Consider the following 18,370-nt stretch of genomic DNA (forward strand, 5'->3'; position numbering starts at 1 on the left):
TGCCGTAAGTCCCAATTTCCACCGGATAAGCACGTCAACCGACCCACTCGGCACCGCGGTGACCGTCCTGCGGAAACCTCGGCCCACACCGCACGGCCAACGGCGCGTTTGGATTTCGATGCCAACGCATGCCGAGCCGTTGGGCACGAGTTCGCCTGAGCGAGCTGATGGGGTACCGTGTAAACGGTGATTCTCTTTTCCGACTCAGTGTGCCGCCATCTGAAGCCGCAGGCGGCCGCCGAAGGGGTGCAGCGTTGAGCGCAGACATTCTGATCGTCTCCCCGGATGACCACCTGGTGGAGCCCGCCGATCTGTGGACGAGCCGCCTGCCCCAGCGCTATCAGGGCATCGGGCCGCGAATCGTTCGCACCCGCGGACGCATGGATCCCAGCGTCACGTCCGATGTCGCGTTCGTCGAGGACGACGAGGGCCGAGAAGCCGACATTTGGCGCTATGAGGATGCGGTCATCCCAATCCCGCTCATCAGCGCGGCCGCCGGTTACGACCTCGACGAACTCACCACCGACCCGATCACCTACGACGAGATGCGCCCCGGCTGCTTTCGTCCCGCGGACCGGCTCGCCGACATGGATATCGCCGGCATCGAGGCCTCTGCGTGCTTCCCCAACACCCTCGTCCGATTCTGTGGCCAACGTTTCCTGTACGGCAAGGACAAGGAGCTCGCCAAACTCTGCGTCGAGGCCTACAACGACTTCCAGATCGACGAATGGGGCGCCAGCTCAAACGGTCGGCTGATCCCGCTCGGCATCATCCCGCTCTGGGACGTCGAACTCGCCGCCAAGGAGGTCGAACGGGTCGCCGCCAAAGGGATGCGTGCCGTGTGCTTCTCGGAGCTGCCCACCCGTCTCGACCTACCGTCCATCCACAGCGGCTACTGGGATCCGTTCTTCGCCGCCTGCGAGCGAAACCACGTCGGCATCATGCTGCACATCGGGTCGAGTTCCTCGCTCACCAAGTCCTCCCCCGACTCTCCGCATGTGGTCACCAGCGCGTTGATGGCCGTCAACTGCACGATCGCCTTGGTCGACTGGCTGTTCTCCGCCAAGCTCGTCCAATTTCCCGACCTCAAGCTCGCATTCGCCGAGGCGCAGGCCGGTTGGATCCCCTACTACCTGCAGCGCGTCGACGAGGTCTGGGAGGACCGTCGGGCCTGGGGTGGCATCCATCCCCTGCTGACCGAACCGCCGAGCAGCCAGGTGCCCGGGCGTGTTTACTTCTCCACCTTCGGCGACCCGGTCGCCTTCCGCATCCTCGATCTCGTCGGGCCCGACCAGCTCATGTTCGAGACCGACTACCCTCACAACGACACCAATTGGCCCAGGAGCCTCGAAGTGGCCAATAAGGCGACGGAAGGCTTGGACGAGGAGACCAAACGTAAGGTGTTGTCCACCAATGCGAAACGGTTCTTCGGCCTCACGTAGCGTCGGCCTCGTGTAGCGCTACTGCGCTTTCCAATCCGGTTTGCGCTTCTCGAGGAAGGCACGCGGTCCCTCGACGGCGTCCTTCGTCAGGGCAACTTTCATGCGGTAATTCTCGGCGAGCAGTTCGGCCTCGTAGATGGGCAGCGTCAGGCCCTTGCGCACAGCCATCCGTGAGCCCCGGACCGCAAGCGGCGCATTGGAGTTCACGATTTCGGCGATTTCCCAGGCTCGCGGCATCAGTGCGTCGTGCGCGACCACCTCGGTGAAGACACCCAGGTCGTAGGCCCGGCGCGCGTCGAGTTGCTCGTGTTTGCCCATCAAGATCAGCCTCATCGCGACGGGCAGTGGCAGGATCCTCGCGAGCCTGACCCCTTCGCGTCCGGACGTCACGCCGATGCTGACATGCGGATCCATCAACGTCGCGCGCTCCGAGGCAATGGTGATGTCCGCGGTGGTCACGAGGTCCATCCCCGCACCGCACGCGATGCCGTTGACCGCACAGATGATCGGCTTGGTCATCTGCAGCCACGGCGGTGTCGCCTCCTGCGGTGCGTCCCACTGCCGCATCGAGCTGAGGATGGGCTCGCCTTGATTGTCGATTCCCGGCGCGTTCTCCATGTCGTGGTCGGCGGCCTTGTTGACGTCCGCTCCGACGCAGAGGGCACGGCCGGCACCGGTGATGATGACCGTCCAGATATCCTGCGATCGTTCGATTTCCGCGTAGGCCACCGTCAGTTCGGCGATCATCTCGTCGTTGATCGCGTTGAGCACCTCAGGGCGGTTGAGGGTCACACACGCCGTGTGATCCCTGACTTCCACCTCGATCGTGTCGTATTGTGTCACCGGGTGCGGCCCCCCTGCTCCAAAGCCGTTGTGGCGCTTGGACGGAATCCGAAGATGTCCTTGAATCTGTCGGAGTAGCGAGGCCAGACATCGGGATTCAGCAAGCGCGGCGGCAGACCGCCGGCGAATATCGTCTGCCACTGCTTGGCGGTGGCGACGGCGAGGTCGCGTGTGGCCTCGACGGTGATCCCCGCGGTATGCGGCGTCGCGATCACGTTGTCGAGATGCAGCAGGGGGTTGTCCTGGCGGGGCGGTTCTTCGTGGAACACATCGAGGGCCGCTCCCGCGATGCCTCCGCTAGCGAGTGCTTCGAGCAGCGCCGCTTCGTCGTGGACGAGCCCGCGTGCAGTGGTGATGAAAAACGCGGTCGGCTTCATCGCCGCGAACTGCGCCTTGCCGATGAGTCCCTTCGTCTCCGCGCTCAGCGGGCACGTCACCTGTACGAAATCCGAACGCCCCAGGAGTTCGGCCAGTGTGACGACTCGCACCCCGCGCGCGTGTGCGCTGACCTCGTCGAGGTAGGGGTCGAAAACCAGGACCTCCATCTCGAAAGGCGCGCACAGCTCGACGAGGCGGCCCCCGATGGCGCCGAGCCCGATGACGCCGAGCGTCTTGCCCAGTAGCTGACTCCCCCGCAGGACCAACCGGTCACTCAGCGGGCCGGCCCGGAGCATCCGGTCGGCGGCCGTGATCTTCTTGGCCAGGTCGAGCATGAAACCCAGGGCGTGCTCGGCGACCGCCTCCGCGCCGGGGCCGGAGTTGTTGCACACCGCGATTCCGGCCCGCGTACACGCGTCGACGTCGATGACGTCATACCCTGCGCCGGCCGAGCACACGGCGAGCAGCTTCTCACAACGCCGCACCAGTGCCGGCCCTGCCAGCCACTGTGCACCATCGGTGTATCCGGCCACATCCGTGCGGGTGGCCACTTGGTATCCGTGCGCGGATTCCAGGGCGGCCCAGCCCTTCTCGTCGGCAGCGTCCAAGTCGAGCTTGACCAGATCGATGTCACCGACTTCGAGGATGTCGCCGGCAACGGGATCGGTCCACCGTTCGTAGACCAGACGAGCGCGAACGCTCACGTGTTCTTGACTTTGGGTTTCGCCTGCGCCGCCTTGAACATCTCGGCCAGTTCTGCGTTGACGTTCTTGTAGTCGTTCCGGGCGATGGCCCCGTCCCGGCCCTCGACGACGTCGTACCCGAGACGCAGGTCCTTGTTCTCCATGTGGAAGTATTCGCGGCCGATCGGCAGCCGCCGGTCTTCCCGCGGCACCTCCATCCATGCCCGCAGGAAGCAGCGCGCCTTCTTCGGGTCGTTGCTGCTCACAAAGTCCGAGCGCGAGTGGCACATCGCGAAGTTGTTCGCCACCGCGGCCTCACCGGATTCCAGCCGGAACTCGACCTGTTGCTCGATCAGAATGGTGCGCAGCAATTCCACTGCCTCCGTCTCCTCCGGCGTGAACTCGCGGCCGAGCGCGTGCATGGCGGGAAGGATGCTGCTGTAGGTGAAGTTGATGCAGATGCGTCCGTCGATCTGGGAGAAGACGGGCACGTCGTAGGGCGTCACGTCGGGCTGGTCGTCGGGCTGCTCACTGCGCCGATGGTGCGGAAAACCCCGGTATAGCACGTCGAGCAGGTCCGGGCGTTCCGCCAGAATCCGGTTGTGGGCTGCGGGCCCGCTGGCGAACTGGCTCTCTCCGCCCTCCGCCGCCGGATATACGCACAGCAGCGACAGGATGTCTGCGGCGTCGTTGTGCATCGCCAGCTCGGCGCGGGATTTGGTTCCGCGGGCGGGTTGCACGCCGCCGGGCAGGATTTCCTCCTGGACGCGCACCATCCGGTGCCCAAACGAGTTGTTCGACACGAGATATCCGAGGTGGGTGCAGAACGCCCAGTAGATGCGTTCGAGATCCTCGATCGAGTGCTGCTCGACGGGGAAGCCGCGCACGCACGCCAGGCCCTTGCCGAACATCAGATCCCGATAAAGCCGCGCCAGATCATCGTCGAGGTCTGGGTGTCGGGCGTCCTCGGGCGTGATGTCATCCCGGTCCTTATGTGCGGTCTTGGCCAAGATCGATTCCAGCGCAGCCACATTGCGGGCCGACAGGTCGAAGGCGAAGTCTTCCTTGCTCGTGAAGTCGGCGCCTGTCCACGCCATTGGGTCGGTGACGGGTTTGGTGTAGATGGCTGTCGGCATCCGGTCCTCCTGATGTGTTGGCGTCGCTTCCGCTCTCGGTTTCGTTCGTCAAATCGGTTTCCGCGGTGACTTGTCCAGCCCCCGGAGCGCTTGTGCTCGCGCCGTGGCCGCCTCGGTCATCATCCCGATGTCAGTCCCCGCCGAGATGAACCGCAATCCCAATCCCACGAACCGATTCAGCAGTTCAAGGGACTTTATTCCGGCCATCCCGAGCGCCACGCCGTGACTGCGGCAAGCCGCCGCCACCGATTCTACTGCACTTTGGAAATGTGGATTCTCGTACTGCCCGTGAATGCCCATTTCGGCGGTCAGATCGCTCGGTCCGACGAGGATCATGTCGATGCCTTCCACTGAGGCGATGGCGTCTGATGCATCGACAGCTTCCGGGGTCTCGATCATCACGGCCACGACCGTGCGTTGTTCCAACAGCTCCACAAGTTGCGGCGCGGTCAGTGGCTGGTACCCGCTGACCGCGTTTAAACCCGAGATCGACCGATGGCCGATCGGCGGAAACCGCGCGGCGCGCACGACGGCCTCCGCCTCATACTTCGAATTAACATGCGGGACAATGACTCCCACTGCCCCACAATCCAACGCCCGCGCGATTAGGCTGGGATCGTGCGACGGCATCCGCACCAGGCCGGAGATGCCCGCCCCCAGTGCGCTCGCGCAAAGCAGCTGCGCCGTGTCCAGCGAGGTCGGTGTGTGTTCGAGATCGACGTAAACGGCGTCGTACCCGCATGCCGCAGCAACCGCGGGCACGTCGGGGGTGCGTGAATTGAGCAGCGCGAGACACAGCACAAGCGATTGCCCCCGCAACGCGTCGCGCAACGCCGCCGTCATAGGCTCACCGTAGCGGACCGAGAATACGGTTTCCATGCTTTTGCGAGCGACCATTATCAGCGGGACGGCAATGTGATAACCATGTGCTATGTCGTCGAACCGCGTCGCCATCGTGGGTGCTGCCCTGTCCGACTGCGGCCGGGTCCCCGACAAGACGGCCATGTCGCTGATGGCCCAGTCCTCGCGGCGGGCGGTCGCCGATGCCGGCCTGACGAAGGAGGACATCGACGGTTTCGGGGGGCACGGGACGTTGCTTCCGCCGGTCGAGGTCAGCGAATACCTGGGCCTGCGGCCCGACTGGGTCGATGCGACCAATGTCGGCGGCTCGTCGTGGGAAGTGATGGCCGCTCATGCCGCCGCCGCGATCGCGGCCGGGGAAATCGAGGTCGCTCTGTTGACGTACGGGTCCACTGCACGCTCCGACGTCAAGCGCCGGGTACGAGCGTCCGCTGCCGCCATGGGCACCGGCGGCGCACTGCAGTACGAGGCGCCCTACGGCGCGACATTGATCGCCAAATACGCCATGGTGGCCAGGCGTCACATGATCGAATTCGGCACCACCGTCGACCAACTGGCTGAGGTCGCCGTCGCCGCCCATGAATGGGCGGCCATGAACGAGAACGCATTTGAGCGTGACCGCATCACCGTGGCCGACGTCGCGGCCGCACCGATGCTGGCCGACCCGTTCACCTCCAAGCATGTGTGCCTGCGCACCGATGGCGGCGGCGCCGTCGTGCTCGCCAGCGAGCGCGTGGCCAAGGATTGTGCGAAGGATCCGATTTGGATTCTCGGGGCCGCCGACGCGACGTCGCACGTCAGTATGAGCCAATGGCCCGATTTCACGACGTCGGCCGCCGCGCGCTCGGGCCCACGAGCCTTCGCGCAGGCGGGCATCGGTCCGGCTGACATCGATGTGTGCCAGCTCTATGACTCCTTCACGTCCACCGTGCTGCTGACGCTGGAGGACCTGGGGTTCTGCGCCAAGGGCGAAGGCGGGCCGCTCATCGAGTCCGGCGCCCTGCGCCCTGGTGGAGCGCTTCCGACCAACACGGACGGAGGCGGGCTGGCCGCGTGTCACCCCGGTATGCGGGGAATGTTCCTCATGGTCGAGGCGGTGCGGCAGTTGCGGGGGGAATGCGGACCGCGGCAAGTCGGCGGGGCCCGCCTGGCGTGTGTCCACGCGATGGGTGGTTTCTTCACCCACAGCGCCACGATGATCCTCGGGAGGCTGTAGTGACCGCTCCAGACCGGCCCACGATCGACGCCGACGGCCAAGCGTGGTGGTCAGCCACGCAGGACCGCAGGCTGATGGTCAACGCCTGCCGCTCCTGCGGTCAGACGTCGTTGTACGCGCGGCCGTTCTGTCCAGTCTGTTGGAGCGAGGACGTGGGGTTGGTGCCGGCGACCGGACGCGCGCGGCTTTACACGTGGAGCGTCATTCACCAGAACGGCGCACCCTTTGATGCGCGGACTCCCTACGTGCTGGCAATGGTGGATCTCGAGGAGGGACCGCGCCTGATGACCGTCCTGGAGCAATGCCGCGTCGACGATCTGCGCGCGGACATGGAACTGGTCCTTGCCTTTCGCGACGACGAGGACGGATTTTTAGTCCCGGTTTTCCATCCGGCTACCGGGTAGTGGCGACTCGGTCGGCCAGTATCCGCCGGCGCCCCGCTGATCGTGCGCCGAGCTTGGTGCGGTCGACCTTGCCGTTCGCGTTGACGGGAAGCGGCTCGTCCCAGAACACCAGCTCCTCCGGCAGTTTGTATTTCGGCAGACCTTCAGCGACGAGCGCCTGGGCGACCTCTGCCAGCGATATCTCGACGTCGGGTTCGAGCACCACTGCCACGGCCAGCCGCTCACCGGTGGTCTCGTCGGCGACGGAGTAGGCGGCGCACTCGCGGACTCCGTCTATCCGCGAAACGGCCTCGTCCACTTCGGCGGCCGGAATCTTCAACCCGTTGCGAATCACGATGTCCTTGATGCGGCCGATGATCCGCACCCGCCCGTCGATGACCTCCGCCACGTCGCCGGTGCGGAACCACTCACCCTCGAACCCGTGCTCATCGTCCGCGGCGTCGGTATACCCGAGAAAAGCGTGCGGGCCCTTGACGCAGCACTCGGTGGGTTCGGCCATCGATCCAACCCGCACATCGACGTCGCCGAGCGCCACCCCGTCATCCGCGTGACGCACTTCTCGGGATTCGGTCCGCAGGCCCGACGTGCTGACCGGGATCTCCGAGGATCCGTAGGCGCGCATCACGACGATGCCGAATTCGTCCTCGACACGTTCGACGATCCGCCGGTCCAGCATGGTGCCGCCCAGATACGCCGCGCGTAACGCGACGTCAGCGCCGCGCGCCGCGGCCTCGTCGAGCATTTGGGCCAGCAGCCGGTCGGGGCCCCCGTACCACGTCGCTCCGGAGGTGGTCAGCAAGTCGGAAGTCGCCGACCGATCCCATCGATCCTCGAGAGTCACCGGTATCGCGAGCATTGGAGCGATGAACAGCGCTTGCAGCACCCCGGTGACCGACGCCAGCGGACTGATCAGAAAGATCCTGTCGTCCGACCCGAGGCCCGCTGCGGTGATGTAGTTCGCCGACGCCTTGGCCAAAGTGCTCAGCGAATGGATCACGCCCTTGGGTCGAGCCGTAGTGCCCGAGGTGTAGAGCACGAAGGAGGGTTCGTCCGCCGGCCGCGCCGGGTGTGGCGGATCTGCGTCGACGCGCTCGCGGTCACCCAGTTGGATCCAATGACAACCCACGGATAGTTCCGGCTGGTTCGCCGTCCAGTGCGGCGCCACGCCAAGCCGCGCGCCGGTGCGAGTCAGGATGTCGGCCAGCTGCTTGGGCCCGGCGCTGCGCGGCACGAGCAGGACCACCGCATCGACTCGCAGCGCCGCGTGAACGGCCACCACCGAGTCCACGTCGTTGCCGACGACCAGGACGATCACGGTGCCCGGGGCTGCGCCGGCATCGACCATGGCCAGTGCGGCCGAATCGATGCGCCGGTCCAGCTCACCGTAGGTGAGTTCGGCGCCGCGATCCGCCACGGCCGGCCGACCGGGATGTAGTGCGGCGGCAGATCGCACCACGTCAACCGGCTCGCCGACCCAGGATCCGGCCGCGCGATACCGGGGCCGCAGCTCCTCGGCTCGCCGGTGCGCGTGCCCCAGCAACTGCGTGGCGCCAGTCAATAGAGTTTCCTCCGATGCAAATGCTTGCTCTCGATTTAGTAAATGTAACCTCTCACGCATGCAGTCAATGACTTTCGATGACCAGGTAGCGATCGTCACCGGCGCCGGCGGCGGGCTCGGCCGCTGCCACGCCATCGAGCTCGCCCGCCGCGGCGCGCGTGTCGTGGTCAACGACCTGGGAAGTTCGGTGGACGGCAGCGGCGCGTCGACGTCGGCGGCTCAAGCGGTGGTCGACGAGATCAGGGCCGCGGGGGGCACCGCGATCGCAAACGGTGAGTCGGTTGCCACCGAGGAGGGCGGTGCGGCGATCGCGGCGGCGGCGATCGATGCCTTCGGGCGGATCGACGTTCTGGTCAACAATGCCGGGATCCTGCGCGACGCCGCGTTCAAGAACATGACCGCCGAGCAGGTGGACGCGGTCATCGCCGTGCACCTCTCCGGCGCCTTCAATGTGACGCGGGCGGTCTGGCCGGTCATGCGGGAGCAGAATTACGGCCGAATCGTTCAGACGACCTCGGGCACCGGGCTTTTCGGCAACTTCGGTCAGGCTAACTACGGTGCGGCGAAAATGGGTCTCGTCGGCATGATGCATGTTCTTGCGATCGAGGGCGCCCGCAACGGCATCGCCATCAACGCCATTGCACCCATCGCGCGGACGCGGATGACCGAGGACATCATGGGTGAGGCCGGCAAGAAGATGGACCCCGAACTCGTCACGCCCGTGGTCATCTACCTGGCACACCGCAGCTGCGACCGCACTGCGCACATCTACTCGGTAGGCGCAGGCAAGGTGTCGCGGGTGTTCATCGGTGTCACCAAAGGAATCGAGGACCCGTCGCTGACCGCGGAGTCGGTGGCAGCGTCGATCGAGGAGATCGACGATAGCTCCGCGTTCACCATTCGTGGTGGCCCCCAACGGGTTGAGCAGGGTTGAGCGTCAGAAACCCTGGAACCGTGGGGGGCGCCGCTCGGCGAAAGACCGCAGGCCCTCTTGCAGGTCAGCGGTCCGCGACACCACCTCCTGCGCCCAGGCTTCCTGTTCGAATGCGCGATCGCGCCCCGACTCCGATGAAACGGACAACAACCGCTTGGTGAGTGCCAGCATCACGGTCGGCCCCGCAGCGAGCCGTCTGGCAAGCTCTTCCGCCGTGGCGTCGGTGTCGCCGGCTGCGGTCACCCGGTTGACAAGTCCGAGCCTTTCACAGGTGGCAGCGTCGACAGGCTCGCCGAGCATCAGCAGTTCGGTCGCCTTGCGCAGCCCCACAATTCTGGTCAGCAGGTGAATGGCGCCCGAATCCGGCAGGATCCCGCGGTGCACGAACGCCTCGACAAGCTTTGCCTCCGTTGACATGACGACGAGGTCGCATGCCAGGACCAGGCTGGCCCCGGCGCCCGCAGCGGTGCCGTTGACCGCGGCGACCACAGGTTTGTCGCAGTCCAATACCGACGCCACTAATCGCTGCCAGCCCTGTTGGAGCATGCGAGCGATGTCGCCGGGTCGTTTCTCGGCGACGGCTTTCGATTGTGCAACTGCGTCCCCCGTCTGCGGCGCCAAGCCCGCGCCGGTGCAGAAGTGCCGGTCACCCGTGGCGCCCAACAGCACGGCGCGGATGGCGGGATCGTCGTTCGCCCGCGTGAACGCCTCCGTGAGCGCGTCACGCGCCAAGGGCGACAGCGAGTTTCCGACATCGGCGCGGTCGATGGTGATTCGTTGCACCCCGCCGTCGGTGACGCCTACCACGATTCCCGATCGTTCTTCACTCATCTGGTTCATCCCTGCGTTAACGGCGTTTCCGCTTTTCGGGTATCTTAATTTCCATGCCGGAGACCGGTCAGATTACCGACGAGGGACTGGCCCGGTTGCGCGCCACCATCGGCATCGCCGTTCCACACACCCAGCCCCCGCACTACTACCGCCCGAACGAGGACTGCTTCCGCCACGTGGCAGAGAGCTACGGCGACGCCAACCCGCTGTGGGCCGATCCTGAGTACGCCGCGAAATCCATCTGGGGTGAGTCGATCGCGCCGCCGGCCCTCGTGGGGGGCGACACGCTGATCGGTGAGGACGAGGTGACCACGCTCTCCGACGAGGACCGTGCGCTGACCAAGGGCGACCCGCTGCGCGGCGTCCACGCCTTCTACGCCTCCTCCGCGCGGGAGTGGTGGGCGCCGCTGCGGGCGAATCATCGGGTCTTCCGGCGCAACGCTCTGGTTGCTGCACTGGACAAGAGCAGCGAATTCGCCGAGCGCGCCGTGCACGAATGGTCAGCGCAGGTGTTCCGCGACGACGAGGGCGTCATTCTGGGTGGGCAGTACCGCAACATGATCCGCACCGAGCGCGGCAAGGCCCGCGGACGCAAGAAGTACGAGACCGTTGAACTGAAGTCGTGGACGCCGGACGAGATCGCCGAACTGGACGAAAGATACGCGCGCGAGTCGCCGCGCGGTGCCGAACCTCGATGGTGGGAGGACGTCGACGAGGGCGACGAGGTGGGACCCTTGACCAAAGGCCCGCTGACGGTCACCGACATGGTCTGCTGGCACGTCGGCATGGGCACCGGGATGTACGGCGTGCGGCCCCTGCGGCTGGCGTGGCGCAACCGGCAACGCATTCCCCGTTTCTACACGCCCAACGAACACGGTGTCCCGGATGTGCAGCAGCGCGTGCACTGGGAACCGGACGCGGCCCGCAATGCGGGCAACCCCACCACTTTCGACTACGGCCGCATGCGCGAGACCTGGCTGATCCACCTGTGCACGGACTGGATGGGGGACGACGCCTGGCTGTGGAAGCTCGACTGCGAGTTCCGGCTCTTCAACTACGTCGGCGACCTGCACACCATCACCGGAAAAGTGGTGCGCAAGTATCTTGCCGAGGACGACCGGCCCGCCGTCGACCTCGAATTGGCGGCGACGAATCACCGTTGCCAGGTGACGGCGCCCGGACATGCCACGATCCTGTTGCCGAGCCGCGAACGCGGACCCGTCCGGCTACCCGATCCGCCGGGCGGCGCGACCAACCTCGCCGACCTGCTCACCGCGGTGTCGGCACGGTTCGCCGAGCGCTGAGGCCATGAGTTACGACAGCGTGCCCGGCCTCGGCGCCGAACAACACGGTCAGGTCCTGCACCTGACCTTCGACCGTGCCGAGCGCCGAAACGCGGTCAACGACGTGATGCTCGACGCGATGATCACGCATCTCGCCGCGGCCGGCACCGACGAGTCGGTGCGTGTCATCCGGATCGACGCCCAAGGACCGGACTTCTGCGCCGGCTCCGACCTGATCGCCAACAACAGTCGCTCGGAGCGCAAGCCAAGGGTGGGCAGCACACAGCGGAGACTGCCAAACAAGGCCAACCGGCTCATCCCCTTGATGCTCGAGACGCAGGTGCCCATCGTGTGTGTGGTACGCGGCTGGGCCGCCGGCCTCGGGTTCCACATCGCAATGGCTTCCGACTTCTGCGTCGCCGCCGGAAACGCGCGGTTCTGGGAGCCTTTCATGGCCCGCGGTTTCACGCCGGACAGCGGCGCCGCCTGGCTGATGCCCCGCCTCATCGGCATGGTGCGCACCCGGCAACTGTTGATGCTCGGCCACGAGATCTCCGGAACCACCGCGGCCGAGTGGGGCATCATTCACGCCGCGGCCCCCGCCGACGAATTGGACGCGGTCGCGAGCGAACTGATCACGGGCCTCGGCGACGCACCCACCGTGGCGCTGGGCCTCACCAAGTGGCTGCTGCACAGCGGTAACGGGCTCGACCTCGACCGTCACCTGCAGAACGAGGCGATGGCGCTCGAGTTGTCGAGTCGCAGTGAGGATTTCAAAGAGGGGTTGGCGGCGTTCCGCGACAGGCGCGAGGCGAAGTTCCAAGGACGCTAGACGATCATGACACCGCTGCCGATCACCGAGGCCACCGCCACCGCAGACGCCGTCGCGGCCGTCGAGCGATGGGTCGACGCCGAGGTACCGATCTCCTGGCGCACGGCAGCCGCTGAGAGCCCAGCCGCCCTCCGAGCCGTGCGGAGTCAGGAGGAGTACCGGCAGTGGTATCCGGCCTTCGCCGCGTCCGGCCTCGTCGTGCCCACGTGGGCTCGCGAATACGGCGGTCTGGGAATCGGCAACGAGGTGGCCCGGGCGATCGATCAGGTGCTGCGTCCGCTGCGGCTGACCCGGCTGAACCCGTTGGGGCTCAACAACGCTGCCGCAGCGTTGTTCAGCCACGGCACCGAAGAGCAGCGGCTGCGCTTCCTGCCACCGATCGTGCGCAACGAGGAAAAGTGGTGTCAGCTCTTCAGCGAGCCCGGCGCCGGGTCCGACCTCGCCTCGTTGGCGACGCGAGCCGTCCGGGACGGGGATGACTGGGTGATCTCGGGCCAGAAGGTCTGGACCACGTGGGCCGACCAGGCCGACTTCGCGATCCTACTCGCCAGAACCGACCCAGAGGCACCCAAGCACAAAGGCATCACCTACTTCCTGCTCGATATGCATCAAGTCGGCGTCGAGGTGCGTCCTCTGCGCCAGATCACCGGTGAGGCGGAGTTCAACGAGGTCTTCATCGACAATGCGCGGATCCCCGACGCGCACCGTGTGGGCGATGTCAACGACGGGTGGCGTGTCAGCGCATCGACGTTGTCCAGTGAGCGGCAGATGGTTTCGGGTTCCGGGTCGGGTGGCATGGGCCGCCTCGGCGGCTCCGGCGCCGACCGCCTGATAGCGCTGGCGCGCGAGACCGGCCGATGGGACGACCCGGTCGTCCGGAACAAGGTCATGCGGTTGTGGGCCCAGGAGCAGATCCGCGGCTGGACCAACGACCGTGTCCGCGCGGCACTTTCGGCCGGCCAGTCGCCGGGAGCCGCATCCTCGATCGGCAAAGTGCACCAGGCCACCCTGAACCAACAAATCCAGGACCTCATGGTGGATCTGCTGGGCACCGACGCGGTCGCCTGGCCGGCCACCGACGACCCGGACGCCCTGCCGCGGGACGTCCACGGAATGATGCGCAGCCTCGCCAACGGCACCGAGGGCGGCACCACCGACATCAACAAAAACATTCTCGGCGAGCGTGTGCTGGGCTTACCCAAGGAACCGGACCCATGGAAAGGCAAACCCTGGAAGGAAATTCCGCGCTCGTGAGCAACTACCAGCGGTTGGTCGTGGAGAAGTCCGAGGGTATCGGCTGGCTGATCCTGAACCGGCCGGACGCGGGCAACGCCTTCGATTCGCTGATGCTCGACGAACTCGAATCCGCCTGGGCCGACCTCGAGGCCGACCCCACCGTCCGCGTGATCGTCAACACCGCCAACGGCAAGGCCTTCTGCACCGGAATGGATGTGGTGCAGGTGGCGCGCGACAAGGCGGCAATGCGCCGGCATTCACGCCGGACCCGGGATGCCGAGCTGAAGATTTCGTCGTGGCACTGCGGGGTGTGGAAGCCGGTAATCGCGGCGGTCAACGGTGTTTGCGCGGGCGGCGGTCTGCACCTGGTGGCCGACGCCGACATCGTGATCGCGGCCGAGCAGGCCTCGTTCGTCGACCCGCACGTGTCGCTCGGCCAGGCCGTCGCCTATGAGGCGATCACGCTGCTTCGCAAGTCCCCGATGGAGGCGATCACCCGAATGGCGTTGAGCGGCAAGGGCGAACGCATCTCGGCGCAACGCGCCTACGAGTTGGGCATTCTGTCCGAGGTGGTAGCCGCCGACCAGCTCCGCGCGGCGGCCGGGCGGCTCGCCGGCGCGATTGCCACGAATTCGCCGACCGCGATGCGCGCCACCAAGAAGGCGCTGTGGCGTTCCCTGGAAGTCGGGATGACGCAAGCCCGCCGGGAAGCCTCCGATGAGATCTGGCGGCTGCGCAATCACCCCGACCACAGCGAGGGCGCCAGGGCGTGGCACGAAAAGCGCCGGCCGCAGTGGCAGCCGCTGTCGGATGCGGCGGGGGTTTCATGACCTACCAGAGGCTGATCGTTGAGCGGCGCGGGCCGGTCGGCTGGATCATCAACGACCGGCCGGACCGCCTCAACGCCTACGACGTGGTGATGCGAGAGGAATTTCCCAAAGCGTGGGCGCAGTTGAACGCTGACCCCGACGTGCGGGTCATAGTGCACACCGGAAACGGTCGAGCCTTCCAGGTGGGCGCCGACGTCGCGGAGCTCGACGGCGAGGCCGTGCTGCAATTCCAGGAGACCATGCGCACACTGGACCTCAAGCTGACGGCGTGGCACTGCAACGTCGACAAGCCGGTCATCACCGCCGTCAACGGGGTGTGCGCCGGCGGCGGGCTGCACTGGGTGGCCGACGCCGACGTCGTCATCGCATCGTCGGACGCGAGCTTCGTCGACCCGCATGTGTCGATCGGTCAGGTCAGTGCGCTCGAGACCATCACGCTGATGCGTAAGATGCCCGCCGAGGCCGTGCTGCGCATGGCTCTGGTGGGCAGTTATGAACGGCTCAGCGCCCAGCGGGCATACGAGCTCGGCATGGTCAGCCAAATCGTCGACCCGCCCGAAAAGCTGCGCGAGGTCGCCCAGGAGCTCGGCGAAAAGATCGCCAGGAACTCGCCCGCGGCGATGCGCGCCACCAAGCGTGCGCTGTGGGGCGCACTCGAATACGGACTGACGGATGCGTGCGGCGTAGGTGCAAAGCACCTGACGTCGATGTGGGGACACCCCGACCAGAACGAGGGTCCGCTTGCCTTCGCGGACAAGCGAACTCCGAATTGGGCGCCGTTGGAGGCCGATTCGTGAGCCTGGTGGATCTACTGGACGGCCTGCCTGAAGTCGCGGTACATACGCTCGGCGCTGAGGTGTCGCGCGACGAGCTGGCCGCCAGCGCCGACCGGCTCGGGACGCTGCTCGCCGAACGCGGACTCACGACGGGACAAGTGGTCGCCGCGATGCTGCCCAACGACGCCACGACCATCGCGGCGCTGTTCGGCACGTGGTGCGCGGGCGGTGTGTACACGCCGCTGAATCCCAGGGCCGCCGATGCCGAGATCGTGACCCAGCTGGAGACGTTGCAGCCCGTTGCCGTCATCACTACTCCGGCACTTGCGCAACGGTTCTCGGCATTCCACGTGCCGGTCATGACCGGCGACGGGCTGGCATGGGCGATTGCCGCCTCGGCGAAGCATGCCGCCGATGCGCGGTCCTATGATGACGATGTTGCGCTGCTGCAGTTCACGTCGGGCACCACCGGCCCGCCGAAGCCGGTGCCGCTCCGGCACAGCACGGTGCTCGATCTGATCGATCGACTACTCGAGAAACTCCGTGGCGCAAACCCCGCTGGGGACAAGCCGAAACGGTCACCCATGCCGAATCTGGTGCCGTTGTCGTTGTCGCTGTGGGCCGGCATCTATCAGGTCTTGTTCGCATTCCGGGCCGGCTCGGGCGTGGTGCTGATGGACCGATTCTCCCCTAGTGACTTCGCCGCCCTCGTCCGGCGGCACCAACTGCGTTCCACCGTGCTGCCGCCTGCGGCGCTGACCATGGTGCTGCACGACGATGCGGTCACGGACCTTTCGCCGCTGAAGATCGTGCGGTCGATCACCGCTCCGCTGTCACCCGTCCAGGCGGGCCGATTCCGCGACAAATTCGGTGTGATCGTGCTGAACTCCTACGGGCAGACCGAACTCGGCGGCGAGGTGGTGGGCTGGTCGGCCGCCGACGCCCGCGACTGGGGTGAGACCAAACTCGGGTCTGTCGGCCGACCCTTGCCCGGGATCGACGTCACGATCGCCAACGACGAGGTGATGGTCCGCACGCCGACGACGGCCGCGCGCAAGATCGATGCGGCCTTCCTGGACCGGCTCACCGATGACGGTTGGTTCCACACTGGCGATCTCGGATGGTTCGATGACGACGGATTCCTGTGGCTTGACGGCCGGGTGTCGGACATGATCAACCGCGGTGGACTGAAGGTGTTTCCCGGAACCGTTGAGGACGTACTGGTCGCCGCCGACGGGGTGCGGGAAGCCGCCGTAGTAGGCGTCCCCGATGAGCGCCTCGGAGAGGTCCCCTGGGCATTCGTCGTCCGCGGCAATGAAACGGTGACCGAAGACGGGCTGGTGGCGTGGTGCCGAGAGCGCCTGACGCCGTATCGGGTTCCAGTGCGCATCGTGTTCGTCGAGCAGCTGCCGCGCAATGATGTCGGCAAAGTCGTCAAACGCGAGCTCGCCGCGATGGCCAACGTCTGAAAGTCTGCTGCCCCGGCCACATCCGCCGTTCGCCGCGCAGCTCCGATCGCTCCTGATAATCAGGATTCTCGTAATCGGGTAACGGTGATACCATCGGCCGTAAATGCTACTTTCCACAGCTGAATCGCCGGAGAGGGGAGTAAACGCCTGTGATCGAAGAGCTGGTCCGGATGGCGATCACCTGGGGAGCGATGTGCGGCCTGGTCGCCTTCTTCTATTGGATGCTGTCCAACATCGGCACGTTCTAAGCCCGACGAACTAAGACGCGCTCCTAGCCGAGGATCGCAACTCGTCGTGGGCAGGCGTCACCGGTTGGAAAAGATTAAGAGAGGACCCACCGCAGTGGACGATCAGGATCGCCGACGTAGACGCGGGCTCATCGTCTTCCAGGTCTGGATTTACGGCCTGCTCCTGACGATGTTCTTCATCCAGCTCTCGATGTTGCTGACCAGGGATTGGTAGGCCGATGAGATTGCCCTCTGTGATAGCGCACCGCGGGAACGGTGAATCCGACGCGCCTTCATCGACTCTGGACGAGCATCAACTTCGAAGTCGTCAGGCCCAACGACAAGCCGACCGTTGGCTGATAGTGGGCACGGCCCTAATGGGTACCTTGGTCCTCGGCGTCGTTGGACTCCCCATCTTCCTGCGCGGCTTGTTCCTTTTGCGCAATGCCCAACGCGGCGGCCTATCGGTGCGTCCGTTGATGGTCACGCTCATCGGCTACGTCATCATCTTGGACGCGGCCTTGAACAGCATCGGCTGGGCACTCGACCTGTTCGCAAACCACGCGCTGATCACCCGCACCGTTTTCACCGCATGGGGAAACCTGATGGATGCCGGTTATTTCTGGCACTACAACGAACTGTGGATCGGCGGTGCCAGTGCGCCAGGCGAGAAAGCTTGGGTTCTGGTCTGCGTGCTCATCGCCTTTCCGATGCGGATGGCCGCAGCGATCGGACTTCTCCAAATGAAGCGCTGGGGCCACCAGTGGACGATCGTCACTTGCTGGTTCGGCGTAATCGTGTGGACGGGCTACATCTTCAACATGACGTTGTACGCCGACGTCCGCTATGCGGCGGTCGGCTTTCCGGTGCTGGCCTGGTGGGCGTTCAACGTCTTTTACATCACACCGTTCCTCGCCATTCCCTACCTGCACACCGTGAATCGGGAGATCTTCTCCGACTAAGCCGATCCGAAAGGAACATCGTGCCTGAATCAACGCTGGACGAGAGCGCGTCAGCTGAGTCACTGCCTGCCGGTACGACACCGACGTGGGCACGGATGCACAACTGGCTCAAGCGAGGACTGTTCGTCTGCCTGTTCGGATTGGTGATCGAGGGATCGCTCACCGTACCGGTGATCGCCGTCTGGTACGGGTGGCCCACGCTGTCGCTGACCGAGATCTGCAGCGAATTACTCAAAGTGCGTTACTCGAACGACGCACTCGAGTGCACCCAGCCCTATCCCCTCGGCGGACCGCCGTTCGGCGGTGCGCCCGAAGCCGCGGGTCAGCACACCGCAAAAGACGACTGGGGCGTGCAGCCTCGCCCCCGGTACGACCGGATCGGCTTCCGCGAGCTCGTGAGGATTCACGATGAGCGAATTGCACGACAGGCCAAGGCATCGCCGACCGCGAAACAGTAGTTCGACGCGAA

The 18,370-nt window shown here is 65.7% G+C and carries 18 protein-coding genes; 12 read left to right on the forward strand and 6 right to left on the reverse strand.

Annotated features, from left to right (window positions below):
- Positions 1 to 254 precede the first annotated feature (254 nt).
- The gene (locus N415_RS06430; protein WP_068178457.1) at positions 255 to 1,442 is read left to right on the forward strand and encodes an amidohydrolase family protein; all 1,188 of its coding nucleotides are present in this window, start codon (positions 255 to 257) and stop codon (positions 1,440 to 1,442) included.
- A gap of 18 nt (positions 1,443 to 1,460) precedes the next feature.
- Here N415_RS06430 and N415_RS06435 read toward each other — a convergent pair whose 3' ends face one another.
- The 4 genes from N415_RS06435 to N415_RS06450 are packed head-to-tail and all read right to left on the reverse strand — an operon-like array spanning position 1,461 to position 5,361.
- Positions 1,461 to 2,285: an enoyl-CoA hydratase/isomerase family protein gene (locus N415_RS06435; protein ID WP_068178460.1), complete on the reverse strand. Its 825-nt coding sequence runs from the start codon at positions 2,283 to 2,285 to the stop codon at positions 1,461 to 1,463.
- Entirely contained in the window at positions 2,282 to 3,367 is a 1,086-nt protein-coding gene (locus N415_RS06440; protein ID WP_068178462.1) for a hydroxyacid dehydrogenase, read from the reverse strand. The genes N415_RS06435 and N415_RS06440 overlap by 4 nt, the downstream gene beginning before the upstream one ends.
- A complete protein-coding gene (locus N415_RS06445; RefSeq protein WP_068178466.1) occupies positions 3,364 to 4,482 on the reverse strand; it encodes a TauD/TfdA family dioxygenase in 1,119 nt (372 codons plus the stop codon). Before N415_RS06445 ends, N415_RS06440 begins: the two co-directional genes overlap by 4 nt.
- A gap of 48 nt (positions 4,483 to 4,530) precedes the next feature.
- On the reverse strand, positions 4,531 to 5,361 hold the full coding sequence (locus N415_RS06450) for an aldolase/citrate lyase family protein (protein WP_068178471.1): 831 nt from the start codon (positions 5,359 to 5,361) through the stop codon (positions 4,531 to 4,533).
- A gap of 52 nt (positions 5,362 to 5,413) precedes the next feature.
- Here N415_RS06450 and N415_RS06455 point away from each other — a divergent pair, with 52 nt between their 5' ends.
- Both N415_RS06455 and N415_RS06460 read left to right on the forward strand, forming a co-directional pair.
- Positions 5,414 to 6,559 carry an acetyl-CoA acetyltransferase gene (locus tag N415_RS06455; protein WP_068178474.1) on the forward strand — a complete coding sequence of 382 codons (1,146 nt, stop codon included), beginning with the start codon at positions 5,414 to 5,416 and terminating at the stop codon, positions 6,557 to 6,559.
- Positions 6,559 to 6,963: an OB-fold domain-containing protein gene (locus tag N415_RS06460; protein ID WP_068178476.1), complete on the forward strand. Its 405-nt coding sequence runs from the start codon at positions 6,559 to 6,561 to the stop codon at positions 6,961 to 6,963. The genes N415_RS06455 and N415_RS06460 overlap by 1 nt, the downstream gene beginning before the upstream one ends.
- Here N415_RS06460 and N415_RS06465 read toward each other — a convergent pair.
- Positions 6,953 to 8,470, reverse strand: coding sequence for a class I adenylate-forming enzyme family protein (locus N415_RS06465; protein ID WP_081665103.1), 1,518 nt, complete (start codon positions 8,468 to 8,470; stop codon positions 6,953 to 6,955). The two genes, N415_RS06460 and N415_RS06465, sit on opposite strands and share 11 nt — an antisense overlap.
- 109 nt (positions 8,471 to 8,579) lie before the next feature.
- Here N415_RS06465 and N415_RS06470 point away from each other — a divergent pair, with 109 nt between their 5' ends.
- The gene (locus N415_RS06470) at positions 8,580 to 9,455 is read left to right on the forward strand and encodes an SDR family NAD(P)-dependent oxidoreductase (protein ID WP_068178482.1); all 876 of its coding nucleotides are present in this window, start codon (positions 8,580 to 8,582) and stop codon (positions 9,453 to 9,455) included.
- Positions 9,456 to 9,458: 3 nt separating this feature from the next.
- Here the strand turns inward: N415_RS06470 and N415_RS06475 are convergent, their stop codons facing one another.
- Positions 9,459 to 10,295, reverse strand: coding sequence for an enoyl-CoA hydratase-related protein (locus N415_RS06475; RefSeq protein WP_068178484.1), 837 nt, complete (start codon positions 10,293 to 10,295; stop codon positions 9,459 to 9,461).
- Positions 10,296 to 10,339: 44 nt separating this feature from the next.
- On the opposite strand from N415_RS06475, the gene N415_RS06480 reads away from it, so the two are divergent.
- The 8 genes from N415_RS06480 (at position 10,340) to N415_RS06515 (ending at position 18,359) form a co-directional block, all read left to right on the forward strand.
- Entirely contained in the window at positions 10,340 to 11,590 is a 1,251-nt protein-coding gene (locus N415_RS06480) for a hypothetical protein (RefSeq protein ID WP_068178487.1), read from the forward strand.
- 4 nt (positions 11,591 to 11,594) lie between these two features.
- Complete coding sequence (locus N415_RS06485) at positions 11,595 to 12,401, forward strand: enoyl-CoA hydratase-related protein (protein WP_068178491.1); 807 nt, start codon at positions 11,595 to 11,597, stop codon at positions 12,399 to 12,401.
- 6 nt (positions 12,402 to 12,407) lie between these two features.
- Entirely contained in the window at positions 12,408 to 13,655 is a 1,248-nt protein-coding gene (locus N415_RS06490) for an acyl-CoA dehydrogenase family protein (RefSeq protein ID WP_068178492.1), read from the forward strand.
- Positions 13,652 to 14,467 (forward strand): enoyl-CoA hydratase/isomerase family protein, encoded by an 816-nt coding sequence (locus N415_RS06495; protein ID WP_068178494.1) that lies wholly within the window; start codon positions 13,652 to 13,654, stop codon positions 14,465 to 14,467. Before N415_RS06490 ends, N415_RS06495 begins: the two co-directional genes overlap by 4 nt.
- Positions 14,464 to 15,264, forward strand: a complete 801-nt coding sequence (locus N415_RS06500; protein WP_068178497.1) for an enoyl-CoA hydratase/isomerase family protein — start codon at positions 14,464 to 14,466, stop codon at positions 15,262 to 15,264. The genes N415_RS06495 and N415_RS06500 overlap by 4 nt, the downstream gene beginning before the upstream one ends.
- The gene (locus tag N415_RS06505; RefSeq protein ID WP_068178500.1) at positions 15,261 to 16,712 is read left to right on the forward strand and encodes a class I adenylate-forming enzyme family protein; all 1,452 of its coding nucleotides are present in this window, start codon (positions 15,261 to 15,263) and stop codon (positions 16,710 to 16,712) included. Before N415_RS06500 ends, N415_RS06505 begins: the two co-directional genes overlap by 4 nt.
- A gap of 529 nt (positions 16,713 to 17,241) precedes the next feature.
- Positions 17,242 to 17,901 (forward strand): hypothetical protein, encoded by a 660-nt coding sequence (locus tag N415_RS06510; protein ID WP_068178706.1) that lies wholly within the window; start codon positions 17,242 to 17,244, stop codon positions 17,899 to 17,901.
- 95 nt (positions 17,902 to 17,996) lie between these two features.
- Positions 17,997 to 18,359 carry a hypothetical protein gene (locus N415_RS06515; RefSeq protein ID WP_081665097.1) on the forward strand — a complete coding sequence of 121 codons (363 nt, stop codon included), beginning with the start codon at positions 17,997 to 17,999 and terminating at the stop codon, positions 18,357 to 18,359.
- Positions 18,360 to 18,370: the final 11 nt, after the last annotated feature.

This window comes from Mycobacterium sp. UM_CSW (assembly GCF_000455205.1).
Classification (GTDB): domain Bacteria; phylum Actinomycetota; class Actinomycetes; order Mycobacteriales; family Mycobacteriaceae; genus Mycobacterium.

Excerpts from the sequence above, each read along its gene's own strand:
- N415_RS06445 (WP_068178466.1), bottom strand. The coding sequence starts at position 4,482 with ATGCCGACAGCCATCTACACCAAACCCGTCACCGACCCAATGGCGTGG.
- N415_RS06515 (WP_081665097.1), top strand. The coding sequence starts at position 17,997 with ATGCACAACTGGCTCAAGCGAGGACTGTTCGTCTGCCTGTTCGGATTG.
- N415_RS06475 (WP_068178484.1), bottom strand. The coding sequence starts at position 10,295 with ATGAACCAGATGAGTGAAGAACGATCGGGAATCGTGGTAGGCGTCACC.
- N415_RS06480 (WP_068178487.1), top strand. The coding sequence starts at position 10,340 with ATGCCGGAGACCGGTCAGATTACCGACGAGGGACTGGCCCGGTTGCGC.
- N415_RS06500 (WP_068178497.1), top strand. The coding sequence starts at position 14,464 with ATGACCTACCAGAGGCTGATCGTTGAGCGGCGCGGGCCGGTCGGCTGG.
- N415_RS06490 (WP_068178492.1), top strand. The coding sequence starts at position 12,408 with ATGACACCGCTGCCGATCACCGAGGCCACCGCCACCGCAGACGCCGTC.
- N415_RS06455 (WP_068178474.1), top strand. The coding sequence starts at position 5,414 with ATGTCGTCGAACCGCGTCGCCATCGTGGGTGCTGCCCTGTCCGACTGC.
- N415_RS06470 (WP_068178482.1), top strand. The coding sequence starts at position 8,580 with ATGCAGTCAATGACTTTCGATGACCAGGTAGCGATCGTCACCGGCGCC.
- N415_RS06485 (WP_068178491.1), top strand. The coding sequence starts at position 11,595 with ATGAGTTACGACAGCGTGCCCGGCCTCGGCGCCGAACAACACGGTCAG.
- N415_RS06450 (WP_068178471.1), bottom strand. The coding sequence starts at position 5,361 with ATGGAAACCGTATTCTCGGTCCGCTACGGTGAGCCTATGACGGCGGCG.